Genomic DNA, 22,230 nt, shown 5'->3' on the forward strand with positions numbered 1-22,230 from the left:
TCACCCACGGGCTTGGTGTCCCTCAGGGCTGTCGGTCTTCCACCTGCCACCGCAACCGCTGGTATAGCAGATGAGGCAAAATGAGAGTTACAAGGTGTTCGGAGCGGAAACGTTGGCGTGAACCTCACCGCGCGGTCGGGCCTCGCGGAGCTGGTCAGGCAGCCTACACCTCACCCTGCCCTCTCCTTCCAGGAGAGGGTTCCCCGCGCCTCCCCTTCACGGCGCCAATGGGGTCATCTGGGCGTGGCGGCGCGGAAGCCATGGCTCTTCGCAGCCCACGCAACCGCGAAGGTGGCGATCAGCAGCGCCGCCAGCACCCAGGGGAACGGGGCAACGCCGAACCCGCTCAGCAGCAATCCGCCGAGGATGCCGCCGCCTGCGATGGCGAGATTCCATGTGGTCACCAGCATCGACTGCGCGACGTCGGCGGCATGGCCCGCCGCCTTGGCGGAGGCGGTCTGGAACAGCGTCCCTGCGCCGCCGAAGGCTAGCCCCCAGATGGCGACCGCACCGTAGATCACGGCGGGCATTGTCCCTGCGAGCCCGAGCGCCAGGGCCGAGAAGCCGAACAGCGCGACGCTTGCCAGGACCAGCTCGCGCAGCAAGCGATCGATCAAGGCTCCAGTGATCCAGATGCCGAGCAACGAGGCCAGGCCGAAGACCAGCAGCACGACATCGGTCCGCTCCTTAAGGCCGGCCGGCTCCAGGAAGGGCGCGATATAGGTGTAGAGCGTGTTGTGGGCGAGCACATAGGCGAAGACCACGAACAGGACCGGCCGCACGCCCGGCAGCGTGAAGACCGCCTTCAGCCCGAACTCCTGACCCCGCTTCTGGCCGGGGAAATCCGGCACCTTGGCCAGAACCCAGAAGACGAGCAGCACAGTCAGCCCGCTCATCACGCCGAAGGTCCAGCGCCAGCCCAGCAGCGTGCCGAGGAAGGTTCCCGTCGGAATGCCGAGCGAAAGGGCGAGCGGCGCGCCGACCATGGCGATGGCGATCGCGCGGCCCTGCAGATGGTCTGGCACCATGCGCGCCGCATAGCCGGCCGCCAGCGCCCAGAGCAGCCCGGCGCTCATGCCGGCGACGAAACGGGCAACCAGCGTGACAGCATAACTGTCGGAGATCGCGGTCACCGTGTTGACGACGGCAAAGCCACCTATGGCGAGCAGCAGCAATGTGCGCCGCCGCCAGTTCTGCGTGGCGATCGTCAGGGGGATGGCGGAGAGGAGCGAGCCGACCGCATAGGCGGTAACCAGCTGGCCGATCAACGCCTCGGATCGTCCGAGGCTCTGCGCCATTTGCGGGAGCAGGCCCGACGGCAGGATTTCGGTCAGGAGGGTGATGAAGGCCGCCATGGCGAGCGCCAGCAGGCCGCCCAAGGGTAGCCTCGCTTCGCTCGTGCCGGCCGAGATCGTATCTGTCGCTGATGTCATGGCTATAGCGCCTTCGAAGATGGGTTGGCGCTTCAGGTAGCTGGTTCCCAATGAACGAAAAACAGGACACAACTCATGACACTTTGGACATTTCCGTCATGACCGGGTGACCGCCGCATGGATAGTCTCGGAGCGCTCTTCGCCTTTGTGCATGCGGCCGAAGCCGATGGTTTCACCGAAGCTGGCCGCAAGCTCGGCATCTCCGCCTCGGCCGTCAGCAAGGCGGTGGCGCGGCTGGAGGATCGGCTCGGCGCCAGGCTGTTCCACCGCTCGACCCGCAGCGTCACGCTGACGCCGGAAGGCGCGATGTTCCTCGAACGCTGCCGGCGCATCCTCTGCGAATATGAAGCGGCGGAACTGGAACTCTCTCGCAGCCGGGCGACGCCGCAAGGCAAGCTGCGCGTCAGCCTGCCCTCGATGAGCATGATCCCGATCGCGAAATTCACCGCCTTCAAGCAGCGCCACCCCGAGATCGAGCTCGAGCTCGATGCCACCGACCGAGTGGTCGACGTCATCGGCGAAGGCTTCGATGTGGTGCTCCGCACCGGCGAGCACGCCGATTCCCGGTTGATGACCCGCACCCTCGGCCATTTCCGCCAGGCGCTGGTCGGCTCACCGGACTATTTCCGCCGGATGGGCAAACCGGAGACACCGGAGGACCTCGCCCGGCATGCCTGTCTCGTCTATCGCTATGCCAATACCGGCAAGCTCCACCAATGGCCCCTGTCGAGAGGCGGCGAGCTCGCGCAGGTCGAGATCCGACCCAGCGTGGTGACGAACGCGCTCGAAGCGCAGATCGGCCTCGCCGAAAGCGGGCTCGGCATCGCCTGCGTTCCCGACCTGTCCGTCGCCGAACATCTTCAGCGCGGCTCGCTGGTCCGCATCCTCGCTGGCTATGTCGAGGCGCAGACCAAGTTCAGCGTGATGTGGCCGGCGAGCCGCTACGCCTCGCCGAAGCTGCGCGCCTTCGTCGACTTCGCGGCGGAGGAATTCCTGGCCGCGTGATCCCGCTGCCTTGCCGGCAGCGGGCCAGGGATCACTCCGCCGCCTCCGCATAGGCGCTCGGCTCGTAGTTCAGGATCGGCGCCAGCCAGCGCTCGACCTCGCGGATATCCATGCCCTTGCGGACCGAATAATCCTCGACCTGGTCGCGCTCGACCTTGGCGACGCCGAAGTAATAGGCGTCGGGATGCGAGAGATAGAGGCCGGAAACCGAGGAGCCTGGCCACATCGCGTAGCTCTCGGTCAGCTTGACGCCGACGCGGCGCTCGGCCTGGAGCAGCTCGAACAGGGTCGCTTTCTCGGTATGATCGGGCTGAGCCGGATAGCCCGGCGCCGGGCGGATGCCCTGGTACTCCTCGCGGATCAGCTCCTCGTTCGAGTAGGCCTCGTCCGGCGCATAGGCCCAGAACTCGGTGCGCACGCGCTGGTGCATGCGCTCGGCGAAGGCCTCGGCGATGCGGTCGGCCAGCGCCTTGACCATGATCGAGCGGTAGTCGTCATTGTCACGGGCGAAGCGCTCGGAAATGCGCTCCTCTTCCGCGCCCGAGGTCACCACGAAGGCGCCGATATAGTCCGGCGAACCGCCTTCCGGCGCGACGAAGTCCGAGATGCACATGTTCGGCTTGCCGTCGCGCTTGGAAAGCTGCTGGCGCAGGCCGTGGAAGGTCGCGAGCGTCTCCTGCCGGCTCTCGCCGGTATAGAGGCGGATGTCGTCGCCGACGGCATTGGCCGGCCAGAAGCCGATCACCGCCTTCGGATTGAACCAGCGCTCCTCGACGACGCGCTTCAACATCGCCTGCGCATCGTCCCAGAGCTGGCGCGCCGCCTCGCCCTGCTTCTCGTCCTCCAGGATCGCAGGGTACCGGCCCTTCAGCTCCCAGGTCTGGAAGAAGGGCGTCCAGTCGATCAGCGGCACGAGCTCGGCGAGATCGTAGGTCCGGAAGACGCGGGTGCCGAGGAAGTTCGGCTTCGGCGGCTGGTAGCCGGCCCAGTCCGGCTTGAAGGCGTTGGCGCGCGCCTTGGCGAGCGGCAAACGCTGCTTGTCCGCCTCGGAGCGGCGATGGGCGGCGGCAACCTTCTCGTATTCGGCCTGGACGCCTTCGATATAGGCGGGCTTCTGGTCCTGCGAGAGCAGGCTGGAGACGACGCCGACCGCGCGCGAGGCGTCGGTGACATAGACCGCCTGGCCCTGGTTGTAGGCCGGGTGGATCTTCACCGCGGTGTGGACACGGCTCGTCGTCGCCCCGCCGATCAGCAGCGGGATGTCGAAGCCCTCGCGCTCCATCTCGGAGGCGACGGTGACCATCTCGTCGAGCGAGGGCGTAATCAACCCGGAGAGACCGATGATGTCGACCTTCTCCTTGCGCGCGGTGTCGAGGATCTTCTGGGTCGGCACCATCACGCCGAGGTCGATCACCTCGTAATTGTTGCACTGGAGCACGACGCCGACGATGTTCTTGCCGATGTCGTGGACATCGCCCTTCACCGTCGCCATCAGCACCTTGCCGGCGGCCTGGCGCTCGGCGCCGCCATTGAGGCGTTTCTCCTCTTCCATGTACGGCATCAGATAGGCGACGGCCTGCTTCATCACGCGAGCCGACTTCACAACCTGCGGCAGGAACATCTTGCCGGCGCCGAACAGGTCGCCGACCACGTTCATGCCGGCCATCAGCGGCCCCTCGATGACGTGAAGCGGCTTCTCGGCCTGCGCCCTCGCCTCCTCCGTATCGGCCTCGATGAACTCGGTGATGCCGTTGACCAATGCGTGCTTGAGGCGCTCGTGCACATCGGCCTCGCGCCAGGCGAGATCCTTGCCGGACGAGGCGGTCGAACCGTCGCCCTTGAAGCGCGGCGCCGCATCCAGCAGGCGCTCGGTCGCATCCTTGCGGCGGTTGAGGACGACGTCCTCGCAGAGCTCGCGCAGTTCCGGATCGAGGTCGTCATAGGAGCCGAGCTGGCCGGCATTCACGATGCCCATGTCCATCCCGACCTTGATGCAGTGGTACAGGAAGACCGAATGCATCGCTTCGCGGACCTTCTCATTGCCGCGGAAGGAGAAGGACAGGTTCGAGACGCCGCCGGAAATGTGCGCGTGCGGCAGCGTCTCGCGGATCGTGCGGGTCGCGTTGATGAAGTCGTTGCCGTAGTTGTCGTGTTCCTCGATGCCGGTCGCCACCGCGAAGATGTTCGGATCGAAGATGATGTCCTCGGGCGGGAAGCCCGCGACCTCGGTCAGGAGCTTGTAGGCGCGCGTACAGATCTCGATCTTGCGCTCATAAGTGTCGGCCTGGCCGGTCTCGTCGAAGGCCATGACGACGACGGCCGCGCCATATTGCCGGCAGATGCGGGCATGCTCGAGGAAGGCTTCCTCGCCCTCCTTCATCGAGATCGAGTTGACGATCGGCTTGCCCTGGATCGTCTTCAGGCCCGCCTCGATCACATGGAACTTCGAGGAATCGACCATGATCGGCACGCGGGAGATGTCCGGCTCGGAAGCGATCAGGTTGCAGAACTCGGTCATCGCCTTCTCGGAATCGAGCAGGCCCTCGTCCATGTTGATGTCGATGACCTGCGCGCCGTTGGCGACCTGGTCGCGCGCGACGTCGAGCGCCGCGGCATAATCGCCGGCGGTGACGAGCTTGCGGAACTTGGCCGAGCCGGTGACGTTGGTGCGCTCGCCGACATTGACGAAGGGGATGGTCTCGTCGAGCGTGAACGGCTCGAGGCCGGCGAGTCTGAGATAGGGTTTCGGCGAGGGAATGGCGCGCGGCGCCTTACCGGCGACGGCCTCGGCGATGGCGCGGATATGGCCTGGCGTCGTGCCGCAGCAGCCGCCGACCATATTGACGAAGCCGGCATCGGCGAATTCGGCCAGCATCCTGGCGGTCGCTTCCGGCCGCTCGTCATAGAGGCCGAATTCGTTGGGCAGGCCGGCATTGGGATAGGCGCAGACCAGGGTGCCGGCGACGCGCGACATGTCCTTGATATGGGCGCGCATCTCGCGGGCGCCCAGCGCGCAGTTGAGGCCGATCGTCAGCGGGTCGGCATGGCGCACCGCATTCCAGAAGGCCTCGACCGTCTGGCCCGAGAGCGTGCGGCCGGACAAGTCGGTGATCGTGCCGGAGATCATCACCGGCAGCTTTGTCGCCTTCTCGCGGAAGACCTCCTGGATCGCGACGATCGCCGCCTTGGCGTTGAGCGTGTCGAAGATCGTCTCGATCAGCAGCAATTCGGAGCCGCCATCGATCAGGCCGCGCACCTGCTCGGCGTAGGACTCGCGCACCTGGTCGAAGGTGACGGCGCGGAAGCCGGGATTGTTGACGTCGGGCGAGATCGAGAGCGTGCGGTTGGTCGGGCCGATCGCGCCGGCGACGAAGCGGCGGCGGCCGTCTTCCTTGCGGGCGATCTCGGCCGCCTCGCGCGCGATCCGGGCGCATTCGACGTTGAGCTCGTAGACGATCGCCTCCATGCCGTAATCGGCCTGGGCGATCGAGGTGCCGGAGAATGTGTTGGTTTCGACGATGTCGGCGCCGGCCCGGTAATAGGCGAGATGGATGTCGCGCAGCGCATCCGGCATGGTCAGGGCGATCAGGTCGTTATTGCCCTTGAGATCGTGGTTCCAGCCCTTGAAGCGCTCGCCGCGGAAATCGGCCTCGGTCAGCTTCAGGTCCTGGATCTGCGTCCCCATCGCGCCATCGAGGATGAGGATGCGCTCGGAAGCGGCCTGACGCAGGGCGCGCTCGATCTCGGCGCCGTCGGCGGGTGTGGGCTCGTAGTCGGACATCCGCTTACTCCGCCGCCACCTGCTGCGCCTGCGTCTTCTCCGGCTTCAGGCCAACGAGATGGCAGATCGCATAGACCAGGTCGGCCTTGTTCATCGTGTAGAAGTGCAGGTCGGAGACGCCGCGATCGATCAGGTCGAGCACCTGCTCGGCGCAGACGGCGGCGGCGACCAGCCGGCGCGTCGCCGGATCGTCCTCCAGCCCCTCGAAGCGGTCGGCCAGCCATTGCGGCACGCTCGCCCCGGTCTTGCGGGCAAAGCCGGCGGTCTGCTTGAAGTTCTGCACGGGAACGATGCCCGGCAGGATCGGGATCTCGATGCCGCGCGAGCGGACCTTGTCGAGATAGCGGAAATAGACGTCGTTATCGAAGAAGAACTGGGTGATCGCCCGGGTCGCGCCGGCATCGACCTTCTTCTTCAGCGCGTCGATGTCGGCATCGAGCGAGGCCGCCTCCGGATGCTTCTCCGGATAGGCGGAGACGGTGACCTCGAACTCGCCGATCCTGCGGATGCCTTCGACCAGGTCCGAGGTCTGGTGATAGCCTTCCGGATGCGGCTCATAAGTGGTGCCGAGCCCGCCGGCCGGATCACCGCGCAGCGCCACGATATGGCGCACGCCCGCCGCCCAATAGGAGCGGATCACGTCGTCGACCTCGGCGCAGGACGCCGAAACGCAGGTCAGATGCGCGGCGGGCTTGAGGCCCGTCTCGTCGATCATGCGCTTGACGGTGTTGTGGGTGCGCTCGCGGGTCGAGCCGCCGGCGCCATAGGTCACCGAGACAAAGGCCGGCCCGAGCGGCTCCAGCCGGCGCACGCTGTCCCAGAGATTGACCTCCATCTCCTCGTTCTTCGGCGGGAAGAACTCGAAGGAGACACGCGGGCGGCGCGAGCCGTGGCGGCTGGGACGGAACGCGTTCATCACGCAACCTCACGATCGAACTGGCGAATCGGGAAATCACCCTGGAGGCGCCGGTCGCGCCCGCGCCAGAGCATGACGCCGAGCTGACCGGACGCCCCGTCGGACGCCGTGATCTCCTCGGCGAGATCGCAGTCGAGGCCGGCCTCGGCGAACCAGGCGACGATCTCCTCCTTGTCGAAGCCGAGCCGGCGATGGGCGTGCTCGGTCCGCAGGAATTCCATCTCGTGCGGCGCGAAATCGACCAGGATCAGCCGCCCGCCGGGCGAGAGCAGCGCCGCCGCCTCGCGCAGGGCGCGGGCGGGATCGTCGAGGAAGTGCAGCACCTGGTGCACGATCACGAGGTCGAAGGAGCCGCGCGCGAAGGGCAGCGCGTAGATGTCGCCCTGACGCAGCTCGACCCGGGACAGCCCGGCCTTTTCGAGATTGGCGCGCGCGACCGCCAGCATGGCGTGGCTGGCATCGACACCGACCGCACGGGTCGCCTTGGGCGCAAGGCGCTCCAGCATGCGCCCGGTGCCGGTGCCGAGATCGAGCAGCGCCTGCAGAGGCGTCCCGCCGACGGCGGCCTCGACCGCGGCTTCGACGGCGGCATCGGGAACATGCAGCGTGCGCAGTTGATCCCACTCGCGCGCGACATTGGCGAAATAGGACTGCGCCGCCGCGGCTCGGGTCGCACGGACGGCGGCGAGGCGCTCGCGATCGGCGGCGAGAACCGGATCGGCAGGATCGAGGTCGCGAGCGAGCGCCAGGGCGAGCGCGCCGCCCGGCGTCGCATCGTCGAGCCGGAAGAAGGCGAAGGCGCCCTCGCGCGAGCGGCGCAGCAGGCCGGCCTCGGCCATCAGCTTGAGATGCCGCGAGATGCGCGGCTGCGACTGGCCGAGGATGTCGGTGAGGTCGGACACCGAAAGCTCGCCCTCCGCCAGCAGCGCCAGGATTCGCAGGCGAGTCTCCTCGCCCGCCGCGCGCAGCGAAGCCAGTAGGGTCGGCAGCGAATGGTGGAAGCGGCTGGTCACCGGCAAACGCCTCGAAATTCTGTGAAAGATATAAAGATATCTTTATGTCAGAACGACGGAGATGGCAAGCCTGCTTGTCCGATATTTCAGTCGGAAGCGACGGTTCAAACAAACGCCGGCCTCTCTGCTCCCCGGGGAGAAAGGCTCCGCATACTCTCCTTAAACAGGCTTGCCTGACGGAGCCGCCCGCATTGCCCCGCGCAGCACGCTGAAGATACGCGGATCGGCGCATTGCGCCGCGTTGAAGCGCATGAACTGCCGCGCCGTCCCCGACAGGCTGAAGGCGTTGCCCGGCGCGAGCACGACACCCTCGCCCAAGGCATGCCGCGCAATCGCCCCCGCATCGCGCTCATCAGGCAGACGGCACCACAGGAACAGCCCACCGCGCGGCGTCAGCCAGGGCTCGATGCCGAGCGCTGCGAGCCGGCCACGCGTCTCCGCCATGGCCCGCCCCAGCCGCTGGCGCAGCGTCTCGACATGCCGGCGATAGCTGCCGTCCTTCAGGATATCGAGCACCAGCTCGGCCGCGAGCCGCCCCCCGCCGAAGGAAAGCGCGACCTTGAGATCGGTCAGCCCCTCGACCCAGTCCGGCTTTGCGGCGATGTAGCCGCAGCGCACCGAGGCCGAGAGCGTCTTCGAGAAGCTGCCGATCTGGATCACCCGCTCCAGCCCGTCGAGCCCGGCAAGACGCGGCGCAGTGTCCGGTTCGAGATCGCCGAAGATATCGTCCTCGACGATGGTCAGGCCGGCCTGCTCGGCGAGCTTGAGCAGGCGATGCGCGGTCGCGGCGGAGAGTGTCGCGCCGGTCGGGTTATGCAGGGCTGAATTGGTGACATAGAGCCGCGGCCGGTGCTCGCTCAGCGCCTGCGCGAACAAGGCGAGGTCCGGCCCCGACGGCGTATAGGGCACGCTGACGACACGGGCGCGATGGGCGCTCAGCAGCGCCTGGAAATTGAAATAGCAGGGATCGTCGACCAGCACCGTATCGCCGGGCTCGAGCAGGAAGCGGCAGACGAGGTCGATCGCCTGCGTGCCCGACTCGGTCAGAACGATCTGGTCCGGCGAGGTCTCGACGCCGCGCTCGGCCAGGCGATGGGCGAGCAGATGGCGCAGCCCGGCTAAGCCGAGCGGCGTGCCGTACTCGGCCAGCGTCGCCGCATCGGCCCGGCCGAGCTTGCGCAGCGCCTTGCGGATCGAGGCTTCCGGCATCCAGTCCGGCGGCAGCCAGCCGCAGCCCGGCCTGAGGCTGTCCACGCCGGCATCGAGCGACTGCCGCGAAATCCAGAGCGGGTCGACGGCCCGGTCGAGCCTCGGCGCGACATCGGCGAGGCAGAGCGGCGGCAGGCGCCGGACATAGAAGCCCGAGCCCTGCCGCGCCTGGATCGCGCCTTCCGCCGCCAGCCGCTCATAGGCCTCGACCACCGTCGACTTCGACACGCCCATGCTCTGCGCCAGACCGCGGATCGAGGGCAGCTTGGCGCCCGGCGCCAGCGTCCGCCCGGCGATCCGCTGCCGGATCGTTGCCATGACGCGTCCGACCAGCGTGTCGGCTGCTGCCGCATGATCGGCCGAAGCCTTAATCTGTACGGTTTCCTGCATCAGGACAGTTTGCCGGAACTGTACCGGACTGTCTCTGGAAATCGACCGTGACTCCCCGCAAGCAGAAGGGCGAAAGAGTCTGTCTGCCCTTCCACAACCCTCATCCTGAGGAGCGATCGCAGATCGCGTCTCGAAGGATGCTCCAGTTGGCTCCGGAGCCTCCTGGATCATCCTTCGAGACGGCCGCCGTGCGGCCTCCTCAGGATGAGGGCTGGAGGTGTCGGGCGGGCTCACTGGAGGTATCATGGACAAGACTGCGAACGGCCTGCTCAACGGTTTCATCGGCGTCGTCATCTTCAGCGGCTCACTGCCGGCGACGCGCGTCGCCGTCGCCGATTTCGACCCGGTGTTCCTGACCGTCGCACGCGCCGCCATCGCCGGCCTGCTCGGGCTCGCCTTGCTGCTTGCCCTGCGTGAGAAGCGTCCCGCCACCGCCGACTTGCTGCCGCTCGCCGTGGTCGCGCTCTGCGTCGTCGTCGGCTTCCCGCTGCTGACCGCTCTGGCGCTGAAGCACGTCACCTCCGCCCATTCGATCGTCTTCATCGGCCTCTTGCCGCTCGCGACCGCGATCTTCGGCGTGCTGCGCGGCGGCGAGCGCCCGCGCCCGGCCTTCTGGCTCTTCGCCATTCTCGGCAGCCTCTGCGTCGTCGGCTTCGCCTGGACGCAAGGCATCGCCGCCTCTCCCGTCGGCGACTTGCTGATGCTCGCCGCCGTCATCGTCTGCGGGCTCGGCTATGCCGAAGGCGCGCGGCTCTCGCGCCATCTCGGCGGCTGGCAGGTGATCTCCTGGGCGCTGGTGCTGTCGCTGCCGATCATGGCCGGCCTCTCGCTGGCGACGCTGCCGGCCTCGTTCAGCCAGACAGGCGGGCCCGCCTGGCTCGGCCTCGCCTATGTCTCGCTGTTCAGCATGCTGATCGGCTTCGTGTTCTGGTATCGCGGCCTCGCCCAGGGCGGCATCGCGGCGGTCGGGCAGCTGCAACTGCTACAACCCTTCTTTGGCCTGGCGCTGGCGGGGCTGCTGCTCGGCGAAACCGTCGGCTGGCAGATGATCGCGACCTCGGCCGCCGTCGTGCTCTGCGTCGCGGGCGCACGGCGCTACGCGCGATAGGTTCGGAACGCCGATCACTCGGCATCAAGCATGGCGGCGGGTTTGGTCGCGAACGCGTAGTTGCCGGACCAATGAGGGCCGGATGGAGCGCGCCCTGTCGGCTTAGGGCGCAATGCTTACAACCGCAGGCCTGCAGCCTTCGTCACGCCTACCAGTCCTTCGGCTGCGTTCAGAGCAGCTTCAGGTCGCCTGCAGCGGTCTTGCCGCGCTCGGTCTTCAGGTCGAAGGAGAGCTTCTGTCCCTCGGTCAGGGACATCAGGCCCGCTTCCTTGACGGCAGTGATGTGTACGAACACATCCTTGCCGCCGTCAGCAGGCTGAATGAAGCCGTAGCCCTTCTCGGTATTGAACCATTTGACGGTTCCGGTCGCCATCGCCGCATCCCTTGGAGCATCCGTGGTCGTAACGGAGCCCCTCGGCAACACTGTCGAAAAGGCCCCGCGAAGCTGAGGATTGACCGAAAACGCAAGCTTGTCGAGATGAAACCGCCGGCAGTTGCCGTTACGTCCGCTTAAGGCTTAGCCAGCTCGAATTCCGTCCTTACCGTAGCGAGTGAAGAGCCTCCGAGATAAACCTCGACGATACCCGGATCGAGCTGGTAGCGGCCGTCATCGTCATGACCGCCGAGCGCCTTGCCCTCCAGTTTGAACCGAACCGTCCTGGTCTCGCCGGCCTTGAGCGTGATCTTCTCGAAGCCCTTGAGCAGGCGCAGCGGCCGCGAGCGCTCCGCCACCGGTTGGCGGATATAAAGCTGTACCACCTCCTGGCCGTCGCGATCCCCCTGATTGGTCACGTCGACGGCGACCTCGGTCGCGCCATTGAACGGCACCTTCGCGTTCGTCACCCGCGCATTGGCATAGGCGAAGCGGCTATAGGACAGGCCGAAGCCGAACGGATAGAGCGCCTCATTGGCCTCGTCCATGTAGATCGATTCATAGCGCTGGCGGATCTTCTGCGGCCGCCCCGTCGGCAGCTGGTCGTAATAGACCGGGATCTGCCCGACCGAGCGCGGGAAGCTCATCGGCGTCCGCCCGGCCGGATTGACCTTGCCGGCCAGCACCTCGGCGATCGCGGCGCGTCCCTCGGTGCCGCCATGGAACGTCTGGACGATCGCGGCGACATGCTTGTCGGCCCAGGTCAGGACCAGCGGCCGGCCGGTCGCCAGCACCAGGACGACCGGCTTGCCGGTCGCGACCAGCGCCTCCAGCAGCTCCTGCTGCACGCCGGGCAGCCCGAGATCGGTGCGCGAGGCGCCCTCGCCCATGAACTCGCAATCCTCGCCGAGCATGGTGACGATGAGATCGGCCGCGGCCGCCACCTTCAAGGCGGCATCCTTGTCCTTGAACTCGGTGCCGCAATTCTTGGCGAAGCCCGGCTCGTAGGTGATCGTAACGTCGGACGGCAGCTGCTCGCGCAGCGCCTCCGGCAGCGGCTGCACGACGCGGCGGCCGAGCCCGGCCGGATCAGTCCAGACCCGCTCGTCCTCCGGCACCGCCATGGCGCCGATCACCGCGACCGACTTGACGGACGGCGCGATCGGCAGCGTCTGCCTGTCGTTCCTGAGCAGGATCACACCCTCGCGCGCCGCCTGGCGAGCAACCTTACGGGCCTCCTCCGTCTGCATCAGCGACGGCGCCGCAGCGACGTCGACGTCCTGCCGCTCGAACAGGCCGAGATGGTACTTGACCCGGAGCACACGCCGGACGGCCTCGTCGAGCGCCTTCACCGGCACGCGGCCGGCCTTCACCTCATTGGCGAGGTGCTTGTGGTAGACATCGCCCATCATGTCCATGTCGATGCCGGCGAGCAGCGCCTTGCGCGCCGCCTCGGCGTCGTCCTTGGCGATGCCGTGCAGGCGCAATTCGGTGATCGAACCGAAATCCGAGGTGACGAAGCCGCGGAAGCCCCATTTCCCGCGCAGCAGGTCGGTCAGCATGCCGCGATGGGCCGTGGCCGGCATGCCGTTGAGGGCATTGAAGGCCGCCATCGCCGTCATCGCGCCGGTGTCGAAGGCGGCCTTGAACGGCGGCAGGAAGAGGTCGTGCAGCTGGCTCGTCGGGATCCAGGTCGAATTGTAGTCGCGCCCGCCCTCGGCCGCGCCATAGCCGACGAAGTGCTTGACGCTCGCCGCGACGCCGCCGCGCTGATAGCCGCGCGTCCGTGCAACTGCGATCACACTGGCGAGGTGGGCGTCCTCGCCCGCTCCCTCCAGCACCCGTCCCCAGCGCGGATCACGCGAGATGTCGACCATCGGCGCGAAGGTCCAGTTCACGCCGGCCGCCCGCGCCTCGCGCCCGGTCCAGTAGGCCGCCTGCTCGATCAGCTGCGGATTCCAGCTCGACGCCTGGCCGAGTGGCAGCGGAAAATAGGTCGAGAAGCCGTGGACGGCGTCGAGCCCGATGATCAGCGGAATCTTGAGGCGCGACTGCCGGACCGCCTCCTGGACTTGCCGAACCTCGGCCGGCACGACGAAGTTCATCACCGCGCCCATGCGGCCGGCCTTGACCTGGCTGATGTCGAAGCCCTCGCCGCGGCCGGAGAGGTGGAGCTGGCCGACCTTCTCCTCCAGCGTCATCCTGCCGATCAGCGCGGTGATCTTGCGCTCGATCTGCGCAGCCTCGCGCCCGCTCTTCCAGCCGACGCCCTCCTGCTGGGCGGAGGCGACGGTCGCAAGGCCGCAGAACAGGAATGCAGCGACGAGCCGCAGAAGCATGGAAAGGTCTCGCTGAAGCGTGAGGTAGGAAGGCCGCCCTACAGGATCGGGCCGCCCGGCTCAACCGCCGGCATCGCCGCAGCGCGATGAACAGGGGCTGAAGCAGGGCCGGCATGCCGGGACTCTCGGCCTCCGCGGTTGCCTCCCGCTTCGTTCCATGCGACCGAGCGAACGGAGAAAACGCGGGATTTGGCGACCATGGCCCAGCTTCTGACCATCGAGGATTTGCGTCTGCAGGCGAAGCGCCGCGTCCCGCGCATGTTCTACGACTATGCCGATTCCGGCGCCTGGACCGAGAGCACCTACCGCGCCAACGAGGCCGATTTCGCCAATATCAAGCTGCGCCAGCGCGTCGCGGTCGACATGACCAACCGCACGCTGGCCTCGACCATGATCGGCGAGCAGGTCTCGATGCCGGTCGCCCTCGCCCCGACCGGCATCGCCGGCATGCAGCACGCCGATGGCGAGATCCTCGCGGCCAAAGCGGCAGCCCGGGCCGGCGTTCCCTTTACGCTCTCGACCATGAGCGTCTGCTCGATCGAGGACGTCGCCCAGAACACCGACAAGCCGTTCTGGTTCCAGCTCTATGTGATGCGCGACCGCGCCTTCATCGAGCGCCTGATCGACCGCGCCAAGGCGGCCGGCTGCTCGGCGCTGATGCTGACGCTCGACCTGCAGATCCTCGGCCAGCGCCACAAGGACATCCGCAACGGCCTCTCGGCTCCGCCCAAGCCGACCATCGCCAACCTGATCAACCTCGCCTTGAAGCCGCGCTGGTGCATGGGCATGCTCGGCACCAAGCGGCGCAGCTTCGGCAACATCGTCGGCCACGCCACCGGCGTCGGCGACATGACCTCGCTCTCGGCCTGGACCGCCGAGCAGTTCGACCCGACGCTGAGCTGGGACGACGTCAAATGGATCAAGGATCGCTGGGGCGGCAAGCTGATCCTGAAGGGCATCCTCGACGCCGAAGACGCCGAGCTCGCAGCCCAGAGCGGCGCCGATGCGCTGATCGTCTCCAACCATGGCGGGCGCCAGCTCGACGGCGCGGTCTCCTCGATCGCGGCCCTGCCGGGGATCGTCGAGCAGGTCGGCGGGCGCATGGAGGTCTGGATGGATGGCGGCGTCCGCTCCGGCCAGGACGTGCTCAAGGCGGTGGCGCTCGGCGCCCGCGGCGTGCTGATCGGGCGCCCCTTCCTCTATGGGCTGGGCGCCATGGGCGAAGACGGCGTCAGGCTCGCCCTCGAGATCATCCGCAAGGAGCTGGACATCACCATGGCCCTTTGCGGCAAGCGCGACATCCAGGATGTCGACGCCAGCATCCTGGTGAAGGGCAAGGCCTGAGCCTGTTCAGGCCTACGATAGCCCTCATCCTGAGGAGCCATTCCCTTGGGAATGGCGTCTCGAAGGATGCTCCAGGAAGCTCCGGATCTAGCTGGACCATCCTTCGAGACGGCCCTGCGGGCCTCCTCAGGATGAGGGCAGAGAGTTTCCGAACATCGACGAGCCCCTAAGCGCTCACGGCTCCTCTTCCAGAGCCAGGACCGCGAAGCTCGCCAGCCAGTGCTCGCCCATATAGTCGCCGGCGATATGCGGAATTCCCGCGGCGAGATGCTCGGCTGCGGCGGCCTCCGCCACCGCGCGGCGGGTATCACCTTCCGGCAGCGCCCCGGCCAGCGCCCGCCAGCACCAGGCGCGGCTGAGATTCAGCCCGTCGAGATGCGCGATCTTGCCATCGCTGCGATCGGTTACGGTCGCGGGGCGGAACAAGGTCGCCGGCTCCCGGCGCTCCAGCCTCGGCAGGAAACGGTCGAACCAGGGCAGGAAAGCTTCCGGCGCCAGCAGCCGGCGCATGCACTCGGCTTCGATCAGCGCCGAGGACTGGAAATCATCGCCACTCGGCTCGCCCCAGGCCGGGCAGTCGGCATCCTCGCCATACCAGCGCTGGGCCGTCTCGCGCAGCAGGACGGCGAACGCGTCATCCGCCATCGCGGTGGCATAGTCGGCCGCCATGCGCAGGCCGAAGGCGGTGTTGAAATGCGTCCCGACCCGCACCGGATAGGTCGCGAGCGGCAGGAAATCGCGGAAGCGCTGCGCGAAGGCCTCGGCCAGCGGGGCGATGGTCCCAGACCAGCTCTTGTCGTCGAGCAGACTGAGCTCCGCCGCCAGCTTCAGGAGCCAGCCCCAGCCATAGGGGCGCTTGAAGCCGCGCGCGGTCGGCGCGGCGAGGTAAGCGCATTCGACCGCGACCTTCTCGGGCGTCAGCTGCCCGTCGAACAGCGCGCGGATATCCGCGGCCGCTTCGAAGTTGGGGTAACGCCGCAGCAAGCGCGCCAGCATCCAGTAGCTGTGGACGCAGGAATGCCAGTCATAGCTGCCATAGAAGATCGGATGCAGCTCACGCGGGGTGCGCGCGTCCTCCGGCCCCGCCAGCGTGTGATCCGGCTTGTTCGGGTATTCGCGCCCGACATGCCCGAGCGCGATGCGGGCGAAACGGAGCGCGAGCTCTTCCGTCAGATGGGCTGCGGTCATGATGGCTTCCTTGCTCTGGCGTAGGTGATTAGCAGGTCGATCAGGCGCGGGGTGAGATAGATCGGCAACTGCGTCGCCGCAAAGAACAGCGCCATGCGCGGCGAGGCGGCGGCGCCGAGCGCCGACCAGACCAGCCCGACATTGCGGTTGCCGAGGATGAGGCCGACGGTCAAACGCTCGGCGAGCGTGCCCGGCAGCAGGACCGCACCGACGCCCTGCAGACCAAGATTGCAGGCGAAGGCGAGCGCGAGGCAGAGCAGCGCTCCCTGCCAATCCGCTTCGATCTGCGCGCGCACCCCGGCCATGGTCGCGATCACGAAGACGAGCAGCGCCGCGATCACGATCCTGTCGACCGCTTCGCCATGGCTCTGCAGCTGCGATCCCGCAAAGCGCCGCAGCATTAGGGCGACGCCCTCGGCGCCGCCGACCAGCAGGGCCAGGCGCAAGGCGAGGTCGAAGGCGCTAAGCCCGATCCCGCCGAACCAGCCGGCCAGAAGCGGCACGGTGAGCGGGGCGAGCGCCATGCACAGCAGCGTGACGGCAAGGGGCACCGTGCCGTCGAGCCCGAGCATCCGCGCCACCGCTGCCGTGCCGCTCGATGGTGGAGCTGCGGTGGCCAGCACGAGCGCCAGCGCGAGCTCGGTACCGAGCTCGAGACGGTGGGCGAGCAAACCGACAAGGATCGGACAGGCGACCATCACGGTGACGGGGAGCAGAACGGAAAGCGCGGGGCGCCCGAGCACGGCGATGACGGCCTTGCCATCGGTCCGCAGCAGCGTGCCGAGCACGATGATGAAGATCATCACCGGCATCGATGGCCGAGTCAGCTCGGCCAGCGCCGGTGAGGCCAGGCCGACGAGGACGCCGAGAGCCAGGATGGTCGGGCCGCGCGGCACGAGGCGCGACAGGGATGCTCGCATGCGCCTCGTCCGGTCGTTTCAAGCGCGCCCCTTTCAGCAGTTCGCACGGCATTGTGGAAATCGATTTTTACTATCGGTATTATTGCTCAGATGAATTTGGCTGCCATCGATCTCAACCTCCTCGTCGCCTTCGAGGCGCTGCTGGAGGAGCGCAACGTCACCCGCGCCGGCCAGCGCATCGGGCTGGCGCAGCCTTCGATGAGCAGTGCGCTGACGCGCCTGCGCGCCTTGTTCGGCGACGAGCTCTTCATCCGCACCGCCGCCGGCATGCAGCCGACCGTCAGGGCATTGGAACTCGCCCGGCCGATCGGCGAGGCACTCGCCCGGATCAGGGCGACGCTGGCGCCGGATACCGCCTTCGAGCCCTCGACCGCCTACCGCCGCCTGACCATTGCCGTGACCGACTATGGCGACCTCGTCGTCGTGCCGCCGCTCGTCGCCCTGCTGCGCCAGGACGCGCCCGGCATCGACCTCGTCGTCAGGCCGATCGGCGATGCCGCCGCCAGCCTCGCCGCCCTCGAACGCGGCGATGTCGATGCGCTGATCGGCGGCCATCTGCCGGACTCTCCCCGCATCGTCAGGCGCACGCTGTTCGAGGAGGATTTCGTCTGCATTCGCGACAAGGCGCACGCTACGCCGCTGACGGCCGACGAGTACCTCCGGCTGCCGCATGCGCTGTTCTCCTCCGCCGGCGGCGACGGCTCGCCCGGCGTTGTCGACGCTATCCTCGCCATGGAAGGCCGCAAGCGCCGGGTCGCGGTCACGCTCGCCCATGTCGTCGCCGTGCCCTTCGCCGTCGCCGGCACCGATCTGGTCGCGACCATGGCGCGGCGCGTCGCCGGGCGCTTGGCCGCGATCGCCGGGGTGACGCTCATGCCCCTGCCCTATGACACCCCGCCCTTCGCCATCGACCTGCTGCATGGCCGCCGCGCCACGGCCGATCCGGCCTTGAGATGGTTCCTGACCGCGATCGAGCGGGTCGGACGCTCGCTTTAGAACGCGAGCGCAGGCGGCCTTGACTCCCGCGCCCATCGCATCCAGATAAATGAGCAATCACTCACTCATTCAGATTTGACCCGTTCATGGCCCGCCCCCTCAGCGAAGCAAAGCGCGAAGCAATCCTGGCCGCCGCCTGCAAGCTGGTGGCGGAACATGGCACCGGCGCGCCCACCGCGAAGATCGCGAAGGAGGCAAGGCTCGCCGAGGGCACGCTCTTCACCTATTTCGCCAGCAAGGACGACCTGCTCAACCAGCTCTATCTCGAGCTGAAGACCGACTTCGCCAGGCTCACCGTGCCATCCTACCCGAGCCATGGCAGCGTGCGCGACCGCTTCGAGCATTTCTGGAACGGCTTCATCGACTGGGGCGCGAAGCATCCCGCCAAGCGCAAGGCGCTGCGCCAGCTCGCCGTCTCGGGCCGGATCACCCAGGAGACCCGCGACAAGTCGGCCGTCGCCTTCGCCGAGATCAGCACCATGTTCGAGCAGGGGCGCCGTGACGGCGTGCTCAAAGGCGAGCCGCAGAGCTTCATCGGCGCGGTTCTCGACGCCATCGGCACCATGACGCTCGACCTGATCGCGCAGGAGCCGCACCGGCACGAGCACTACAGGAAGACCGGCTTTACGGTCTTCTGGGACGGCATCTCCGTCTGAACACAAGTCACAGAAGGGGCCGCCTGGGCTCTTTCGACCAATTTAAATGAGCAAGCACTCACTCACAATATCGAGAGGACAGCACATGACGAAAACCTGGCTGATCACCGGCGCCGCCCGCGGCCTAGGCCGCTCGATCACTGAGACCGCCCTCGCCGCCGGTGACACTGTCGTCGCGACCGCGCGCGATCCCGGCCGCCTCGCCGATCTCGAGGCCCGCTACCCCGACACGCTGCTGTCCTTCGCACTCGACGTCACCGACATGGCGGCAGCGAACGTGGCCGTGACCGTCGCAGTCGACACTTTCGGCCGGCTCGACGTGCTCGTGAACAATGCCGGCTATGGCCACGCCGCAGCCTTCGAGCAGACCAGCGAGGACAGCTTCCGCGCCCAGATCGAGACCAATTTCTACGGGGTCGTGAACCTCACCCGCGCCGCCCTGCCGGTGCTGCGGGCCCAGCGTTCCGGCCACGTCATCAACATCTCCTCGGTCGGCGGTCGCACGGCTACGCCGGGCCTCAGCGCCTATCAATCGGCGAAATGGGCGGTCGGCGGCTTCAGCGAGGTGATCGCCAGGGAGGTCGCGCCCTTCGGCGTCAACATCGTCTGCGTCGAGCCCGGCGGCATGCGCACCTCATGGGGCGAGATCGCCCGCGGCAACACCCCGGCCGTGATGCCGGACTACCAGCCCAGCGTCGGCGCCGTGCTCGACCTGCTCAGGACTTACGTCGGCAAGGAGATCGGCGACCCCGAACGCATCGCTGGGATCATCCTCGACCTCAGCCGGCGCGAAAGGCTGCCGGCCCATCTCGTCCTCGGCAGCGACGCCCTCTTCGTCCTCGCCCAGGCGGAGGCCGAGCGGCAGAAGCAGGCGGCGGATTGGGCGCAGGTCGGCCGGTCGTCGGATTTTGAGGGGACGGACCTCGCGGCTTTGCAGAAGCTGCTCGGCGGGGAGGCGCGGGCGTAAGCTGGACCATGGCGCTCTGCGACCACACGCCATCCAGGATAGCGATAGGCGAGATGTTGAAGGCCGAGGGCGCAGTCTGCTACGCCCTAAGGGTCGCCACACCGTAACCGCTCAAAGTCGCGTCGGCCGTAACAAGCGTCAGGCCGCGTCGCATCGTTTGCGCAACGATCATCCGATCGAACGGATCACGATGGACGAGAGGCAGACGGGCCGCAGCGAATGCATCTTCGAGCTCGATCGCCAAAATGGTCATGCCATGGCTTGGCAGAGCCGCCCAATCGAAAAGGCCGGGGTCGAAGCGACCAGCATTGCGCTTGATTTCGAGTTCCCAGGCCGTCGCGACGCTGACGAAAATGTCTTCGGCAGTGCCGATCGCTTCACAGATTACCGGTGGCAAGCGCTCGAGCCGGGCCGTCGCCCACCAGAACAGGATGTGGCTGTCGAGCAGCAGCCTCACCTTGGCTTCTGCCAATTGCCGTCACGGTCTTCGAAGCTTTCGCTGCCCTCGAAAAGATCAGCAAGCCCATCGTCAGGCTTCCACCAGTCCGGATCGATCTCCCTGATCTGGCCGCTCCAGAAGCCGGGCTGGCGCTTCGGCATCGTCTCGGCCTGCGCCTCGACCTGTACCAGCTTGACCGCCGGCACGCCGTTGCGCGCGATGACGACCTCCTCGCCTCGCAGAGCCTGCTCGATCAGACGCGAGAGGTTGGTCTTGGCCTCATGGACGTTAACGACTGGCATCGACGCCTCCGCGGCGGATCGCGAGTTAGCTAGGCTAGCTAACACGAAATCCGCCGAAAAGCGAGCTGAGGCTTAGCGCGTGAACTTCTTGTACTGGATGCGCTTCGGGATTGTTGAGTCGATGCCCAGCCGGCGCTTCTTGTCTTCCTCGTAATCCTGGAAGTTGCCCTCGAACCACTCGACATGGCTGTCGCCCTCGAAGGCGAGGATGTGGGTCGCGATGCGGTCGAGGAACCAGCGATCGTGGCTGATGATCACGGCGCAGCCGGCATAATCCTCCAGCGCCTCTTCGAGCGCGCGCAGCGTGTCGACGTCGAGGTCGTTGGTCGGCTCGTCGAGCAGCAGGACGTTGGCGCCCGATTTCAGCATCTTGGCGAGGTGAACGCGATTGCGCTCGCCGCCCGAGAGCGAGCCGACCTTTTTCTGCTGGTCGCCGCCCTTGAAGTTGAAGGCCGAGCAATAGGCCCGCGAATTGATTTCCTTCTTGCCGAGATAGATGATGTCGTTGCCGCCGGAGATCTCCTCCCAGACATTCTTCTTGTCGTCGAGCGAGTCGCGGCTCTGGTCGACATAGCCGAGCTGGACGCTCTCGCCGATCTTGATCGTGCCGGCATCGGGCTTCTCGACGCCGGTGATCATCTTGAACAGCGTCGTCTTGCCGGCGCCGTTGGGGCCGATCACGCCGACGATGCCGCCCGGTGGCAGCTTGAAGGTGAGCCCGTCGATCAAGAGCTTGTCCTGGAAGCCCTTCGACAGGTCCTCGAAATCGACCACATTGTTGCCGAGCCGCTCGGCGATCGGGATGATGATCTGGGCGGTGTCCGGCCCCTTGTTCGAGGCCTTCTGCACCAGTTCGTCATAGCGCTGGATGCGGGCCTTGCTCTTGGCCTGGCGCGCCTTGGGCGAGGCGGCCATCCACTCGGCCTCGCGCTCCAGCGTCTTCTGGCGCGAGGCGTCCTCGCGGCCTTCCTGGGCGAGGCGCTTCTGCTTCTGCACCGACCAGGCCGAGTAGTTGCCCTCATAGGGGATGCCCTGGCCGCGATCGAGCTCGAGGATCCAGCTGGTGACGTTGTCGAGGAAGTAGCGATCGTGGGTGACGATCAGGATCGCGCCCGGATAGGTCCGCAGATGGCCTTCCAGCCAGGCGGTGGTCTCGGCGTCGAGATGGTTGGTCGGCTCGTCGAGCAGCAGCAGCTCGGGCTGCTCCAGCAGCAGCTTGCAGAGCGCGACGCGGCGGCGCTCGCCGCCCGAGAGCTTGCCGACCGCCCAGTCATCCGGCGGGCAGCGCAGCGCGTCCATCGCCTGGTCGACCTTGGAATCGAGATCCCACAGGCCCTTGGCCTCGATCTCGTCCTGGAGATTGGTCATCTCGTCGGCGGTCTCGTCCGAATAGTTCATGGCGAGCTCGTTGTAGCGGTCGAGGATCGCCTTCTGGGGCGCAACGCCGAGCATGACGTTCTCGCGGACGGTCAGCGCCTCGTCGAGCTTCGGCTCCTGTGGCAGGTAGCCTACGCGCGCGCCCTCGGCGACCCAAGCCTCGCCGGTCCACTCCTTATCGAAGCCGGCCATGATCTTGAGCAGGGTCGACTTACCGGCGCCGTTGACGCCGAGCACGCCGATCTTGGCGTCCGGATAGAACGACAGGTGGATGTTGTTGAGGACCTGCTTGCCGCCCGGATAGGTCTTCGACAGGCCGCGCATATGGTAGATGAACTGACGAGACATGGGGCGTGCGGGCTCCGCTTGCGGCTGGCGTTCGGGCGTTGGGGAAATCTGGCCGCTATGTAGCGGGCCGGATGGCGAGCCGCAACCTTGCGGGGGCACCATCGCTCACAACTCCGCCAGCCTCGC

The 22,230-nt window shown here is 67.0% G+C and carries 18 protein-coding genes; 6 read left to right on the forward strand and 12 right to left on the reverse strand.

From position 1 onward, the window contains the following. Positions 1–233: 233 nt before the first annotated feature. A complete protein-coding gene (locus BMZ69_RS06970; RefSeq protein ID WP_092155862.1) occupies positions 234–1,433 on the reverse strand; it encodes an MFS transporter in 1,200 nt (399 codons plus the stop codon). A 117-nt stretch (positions 1,434–1,550) separates the two neighbouring features. Here BMZ69_RS06970 and BMZ69_RS06975 point away from each other — a divergent pair, with 117 nt between their 5' ends. After that, entirely contained in the window at positions 1,551–2,438 is an 888-nt protein-coding gene (locus tag BMZ69_RS06975; protein ID WP_092155863.1) for a LysR family transcriptional regulator, read from the forward strand. Positions 2,439–2,469: 31 nt separating this feature from the next. On the opposite strand, the gene metH is transcribed toward BMZ69_RS06975, so the two are convergent. The 4 genes from metH to BMZ69_RS06995 all read right to left on the reverse strand — a co-directional run bounded on the left by metH (position 2,470) and on the right by BMZ69_RS06995 (position 9,675). Continuing rightward, entirely contained in the window at positions 2,470–6,219 is a 3,750-nt protein-coding gene (gene metH, locus BMZ69_RS06980) for a methionine synthase (protein ID WP_092155864.1), read from the reverse strand. A 4-nt stretch (positions 6,220–6,223) separates the two neighbouring features. Then, positions 6,224–7,135, reverse strand: a complete 912-nt coding sequence (gene metF / locus BMZ69_RS06985; protein WP_092155865.1) for a methylenetetrahydrofolate reductase [NAD(P)H] — start codon at positions 7,133–7,135, stop codon at positions 6,224–6,226. Further along, positions 7,135–8,148 carry an ArsR/SmtB family transcription factor gene (locus BMZ69_RS06990; protein WP_175506697.1) on the reverse strand — a complete coding sequence of 338 codons (1,014 nt, stop codon included), beginning with the start codon at positions 8,146–8,148 and terminating at the stop codon, positions 7,135–7,137. Before BMZ69_RS06990 ends, metF begins: the two co-directional genes overlap by 1 nt. 159 nt (positions 8,149–8,307) lie before the next feature. After that, positions 8,308–9,675 (reverse strand): aminotransferase-like domain-containing protein, encoded by a 1,368-nt coding sequence (locus tag BMZ69_RS06995; RefSeq protein ID WP_244543253.1) that lies wholly within the window; start codon positions 9,673–9,675, stop codon positions 8,308–8,310. Between the two features lie 316 nt (positions 9,676–9,991). Here BMZ69_RS06995 and BMZ69_RS07000 point away from each other — a divergent pair, with 316 nt between their 5' ends. Beyond that, complete coding sequence (locus tag BMZ69_RS07000) at positions 9,992–10,855, forward strand: DMT family transporter (protein WP_092155868.1); 864 nt, start codon at positions 9,992–9,994, stop codon at positions 10,853–10,855. Positions 10,856–11,024: 169 nt separating this feature from the next. Here the strand turns inward: BMZ69_RS07000 and BMZ69_RS07005 are convergent, their stop codons facing one another. After that, positions 11,025–11,228, reverse strand: coding sequence for a cold-shock protein (locus tag BMZ69_RS07005; protein ID WP_057190882.1), 204 nt, complete (start codon positions 11,226–11,228; stop codon positions 11,025–11,027). A gap of 137 nt (positions 11,229–11,365) precedes the next feature. Further along, complete coding sequence (locus tag BMZ69_RS07010) at positions 11,366–13,567, reverse strand: glycoside hydrolase family 3 N-terminal domain-containing protein (RefSeq protein ID WP_092155869.1); 2,202 nt, start codon at positions 13,565–13,567, stop codon at positions 11,366–11,368. A gap of 198 nt (positions 13,568–13,765) precedes the next feature. On the opposite strand from BMZ69_RS07010, the gene BMZ69_RS07015 reads away from it, so the two are divergent. Continuing rightward, the gene (locus tag BMZ69_RS07015; protein WP_092155870.1) at positions 13,766–14,911 is read left to right on the forward strand and encodes an alpha-hydroxy acid oxidase; all 1,146 of its coding nucleotides are present in this window, start codon (positions 13,766–13,768) and stop codon (positions 14,909–14,911) included. Positions 14,912–15,085: 174 nt separating this feature from the next. Here BMZ69_RS07015 and BMZ69_RS07020 read toward each other — a convergent pair whose 3' ends face one another. Both BMZ69_RS07020 and BMZ69_RS07025 read right to left on the reverse strand, forming a co-directional pair. Then, complete coding sequence (locus BMZ69_RS07020) at positions 15,086–16,099, reverse strand: DUF2891 domain-containing protein (RefSeq protein ID WP_092155871.1); 1,014 nt, start codon at positions 16,097–16,099, stop codon at positions 15,086–15,088. After that, positions 16,096–17,019, reverse strand: a complete 924-nt coding sequence (locus BMZ69_RS07025; protein ID WP_092155872.1) for a hypothetical protein — start codon at positions 17,017–17,019, stop codon at positions 16,096–16,098. Before BMZ69_RS07025 ends, BMZ69_RS07020 begins: the two co-directional genes overlap by 4 nt. A 90-nt stretch (positions 17,020–17,109) precedes the next feature. On the opposite strand from BMZ69_RS07025, the gene BMZ69_RS07030 reads away from it, so the two are divergent. The 3 genes from BMZ69_RS07030 to BMZ69_RS07040 all read left to right on the forward strand — a co-directional run bounded on the left by BMZ69_RS07030 (position 17,110) and on the right by BMZ69_RS07040 (position 19,638). Continuing rightward, positions 17,110–18,015 (forward strand): LysR family transcriptional regulator, encoded by a 906-nt coding sequence (locus BMZ69_RS07030; protein WP_092155873.1) that lies wholly within the window; start codon positions 17,110–17,112, stop codon positions 18,013–18,015. Positions 18,016–18,101: 86 nt separating this feature from the next. Beyond that, entirely contained in the window at positions 18,102–18,671 is a 570-nt protein-coding gene (locus BMZ69_RS07035; RefSeq protein WP_092155874.1) for a TetR/AcrR family transcriptional regulator, read from the forward strand. 85 nt (positions 18,672–18,756) lie between these two features. Then, positions 18,757–19,638, forward strand: a complete 882-nt coding sequence (locus tag BMZ69_RS07040; protein WP_092155875.1) for an SDR family NAD(P)-dependent oxidoreductase — start codon at positions 18,757–18,759, stop codon at positions 19,636–19,638. 79 nt (positions 19,639–19,717) lie between these two features. Here BMZ69_RS07040 and BMZ69_RS07045 read toward each other — a convergent pair whose 3' ends face one another. The 3 genes from BMZ69_RS07045 to ettA form a co-directional block, all read right to left on the reverse strand. Continuing rightward, a complete protein-coding gene (locus tag BMZ69_RS07045; RefSeq protein ID WP_175506698.1) occupies positions 19,718–20,095 on the reverse strand; it encodes a type II toxin-antitoxin system VapC family toxin in 378 nt (125 codons plus the stop codon). Then, complete coding sequence (locus BMZ69_RS07050) at positions 20,092–20,379, reverse strand: type II toxin-antitoxin system Phd/YefM family antitoxin (protein ID WP_092155877.1); 288 nt, start codon at positions 20,377–20,379, stop codon at positions 20,092–20,094. The genes BMZ69_RS07045 and BMZ69_RS07050 overlap by 4 nt, the downstream gene beginning before the upstream one ends. 72 nt (positions 20,380–20,451) lie before the next feature. Beyond that, positions 20,452–22,104, reverse strand: a complete 1,653-nt coding sequence (ettA, locus tag BMZ69_RS07055) for an energy-dependent translational throttle protein EttA (RefSeq protein ID WP_092155878.1) — start codon at positions 22,102–22,104, stop codon at positions 20,452–20,454. Between the last annotated feature and the right edge of the window lie 126 nt (positions 22,105–22,230).

Origin of the sequence: Allobosea sp. CRIB-10 (assembly GCF_900112185.1) — a bacterium.
GTDB lineage: Bacteria > Pseudomonadota > Alphaproteobacteria > Rhizobiales > Beijerinckiaceae > Allobosea.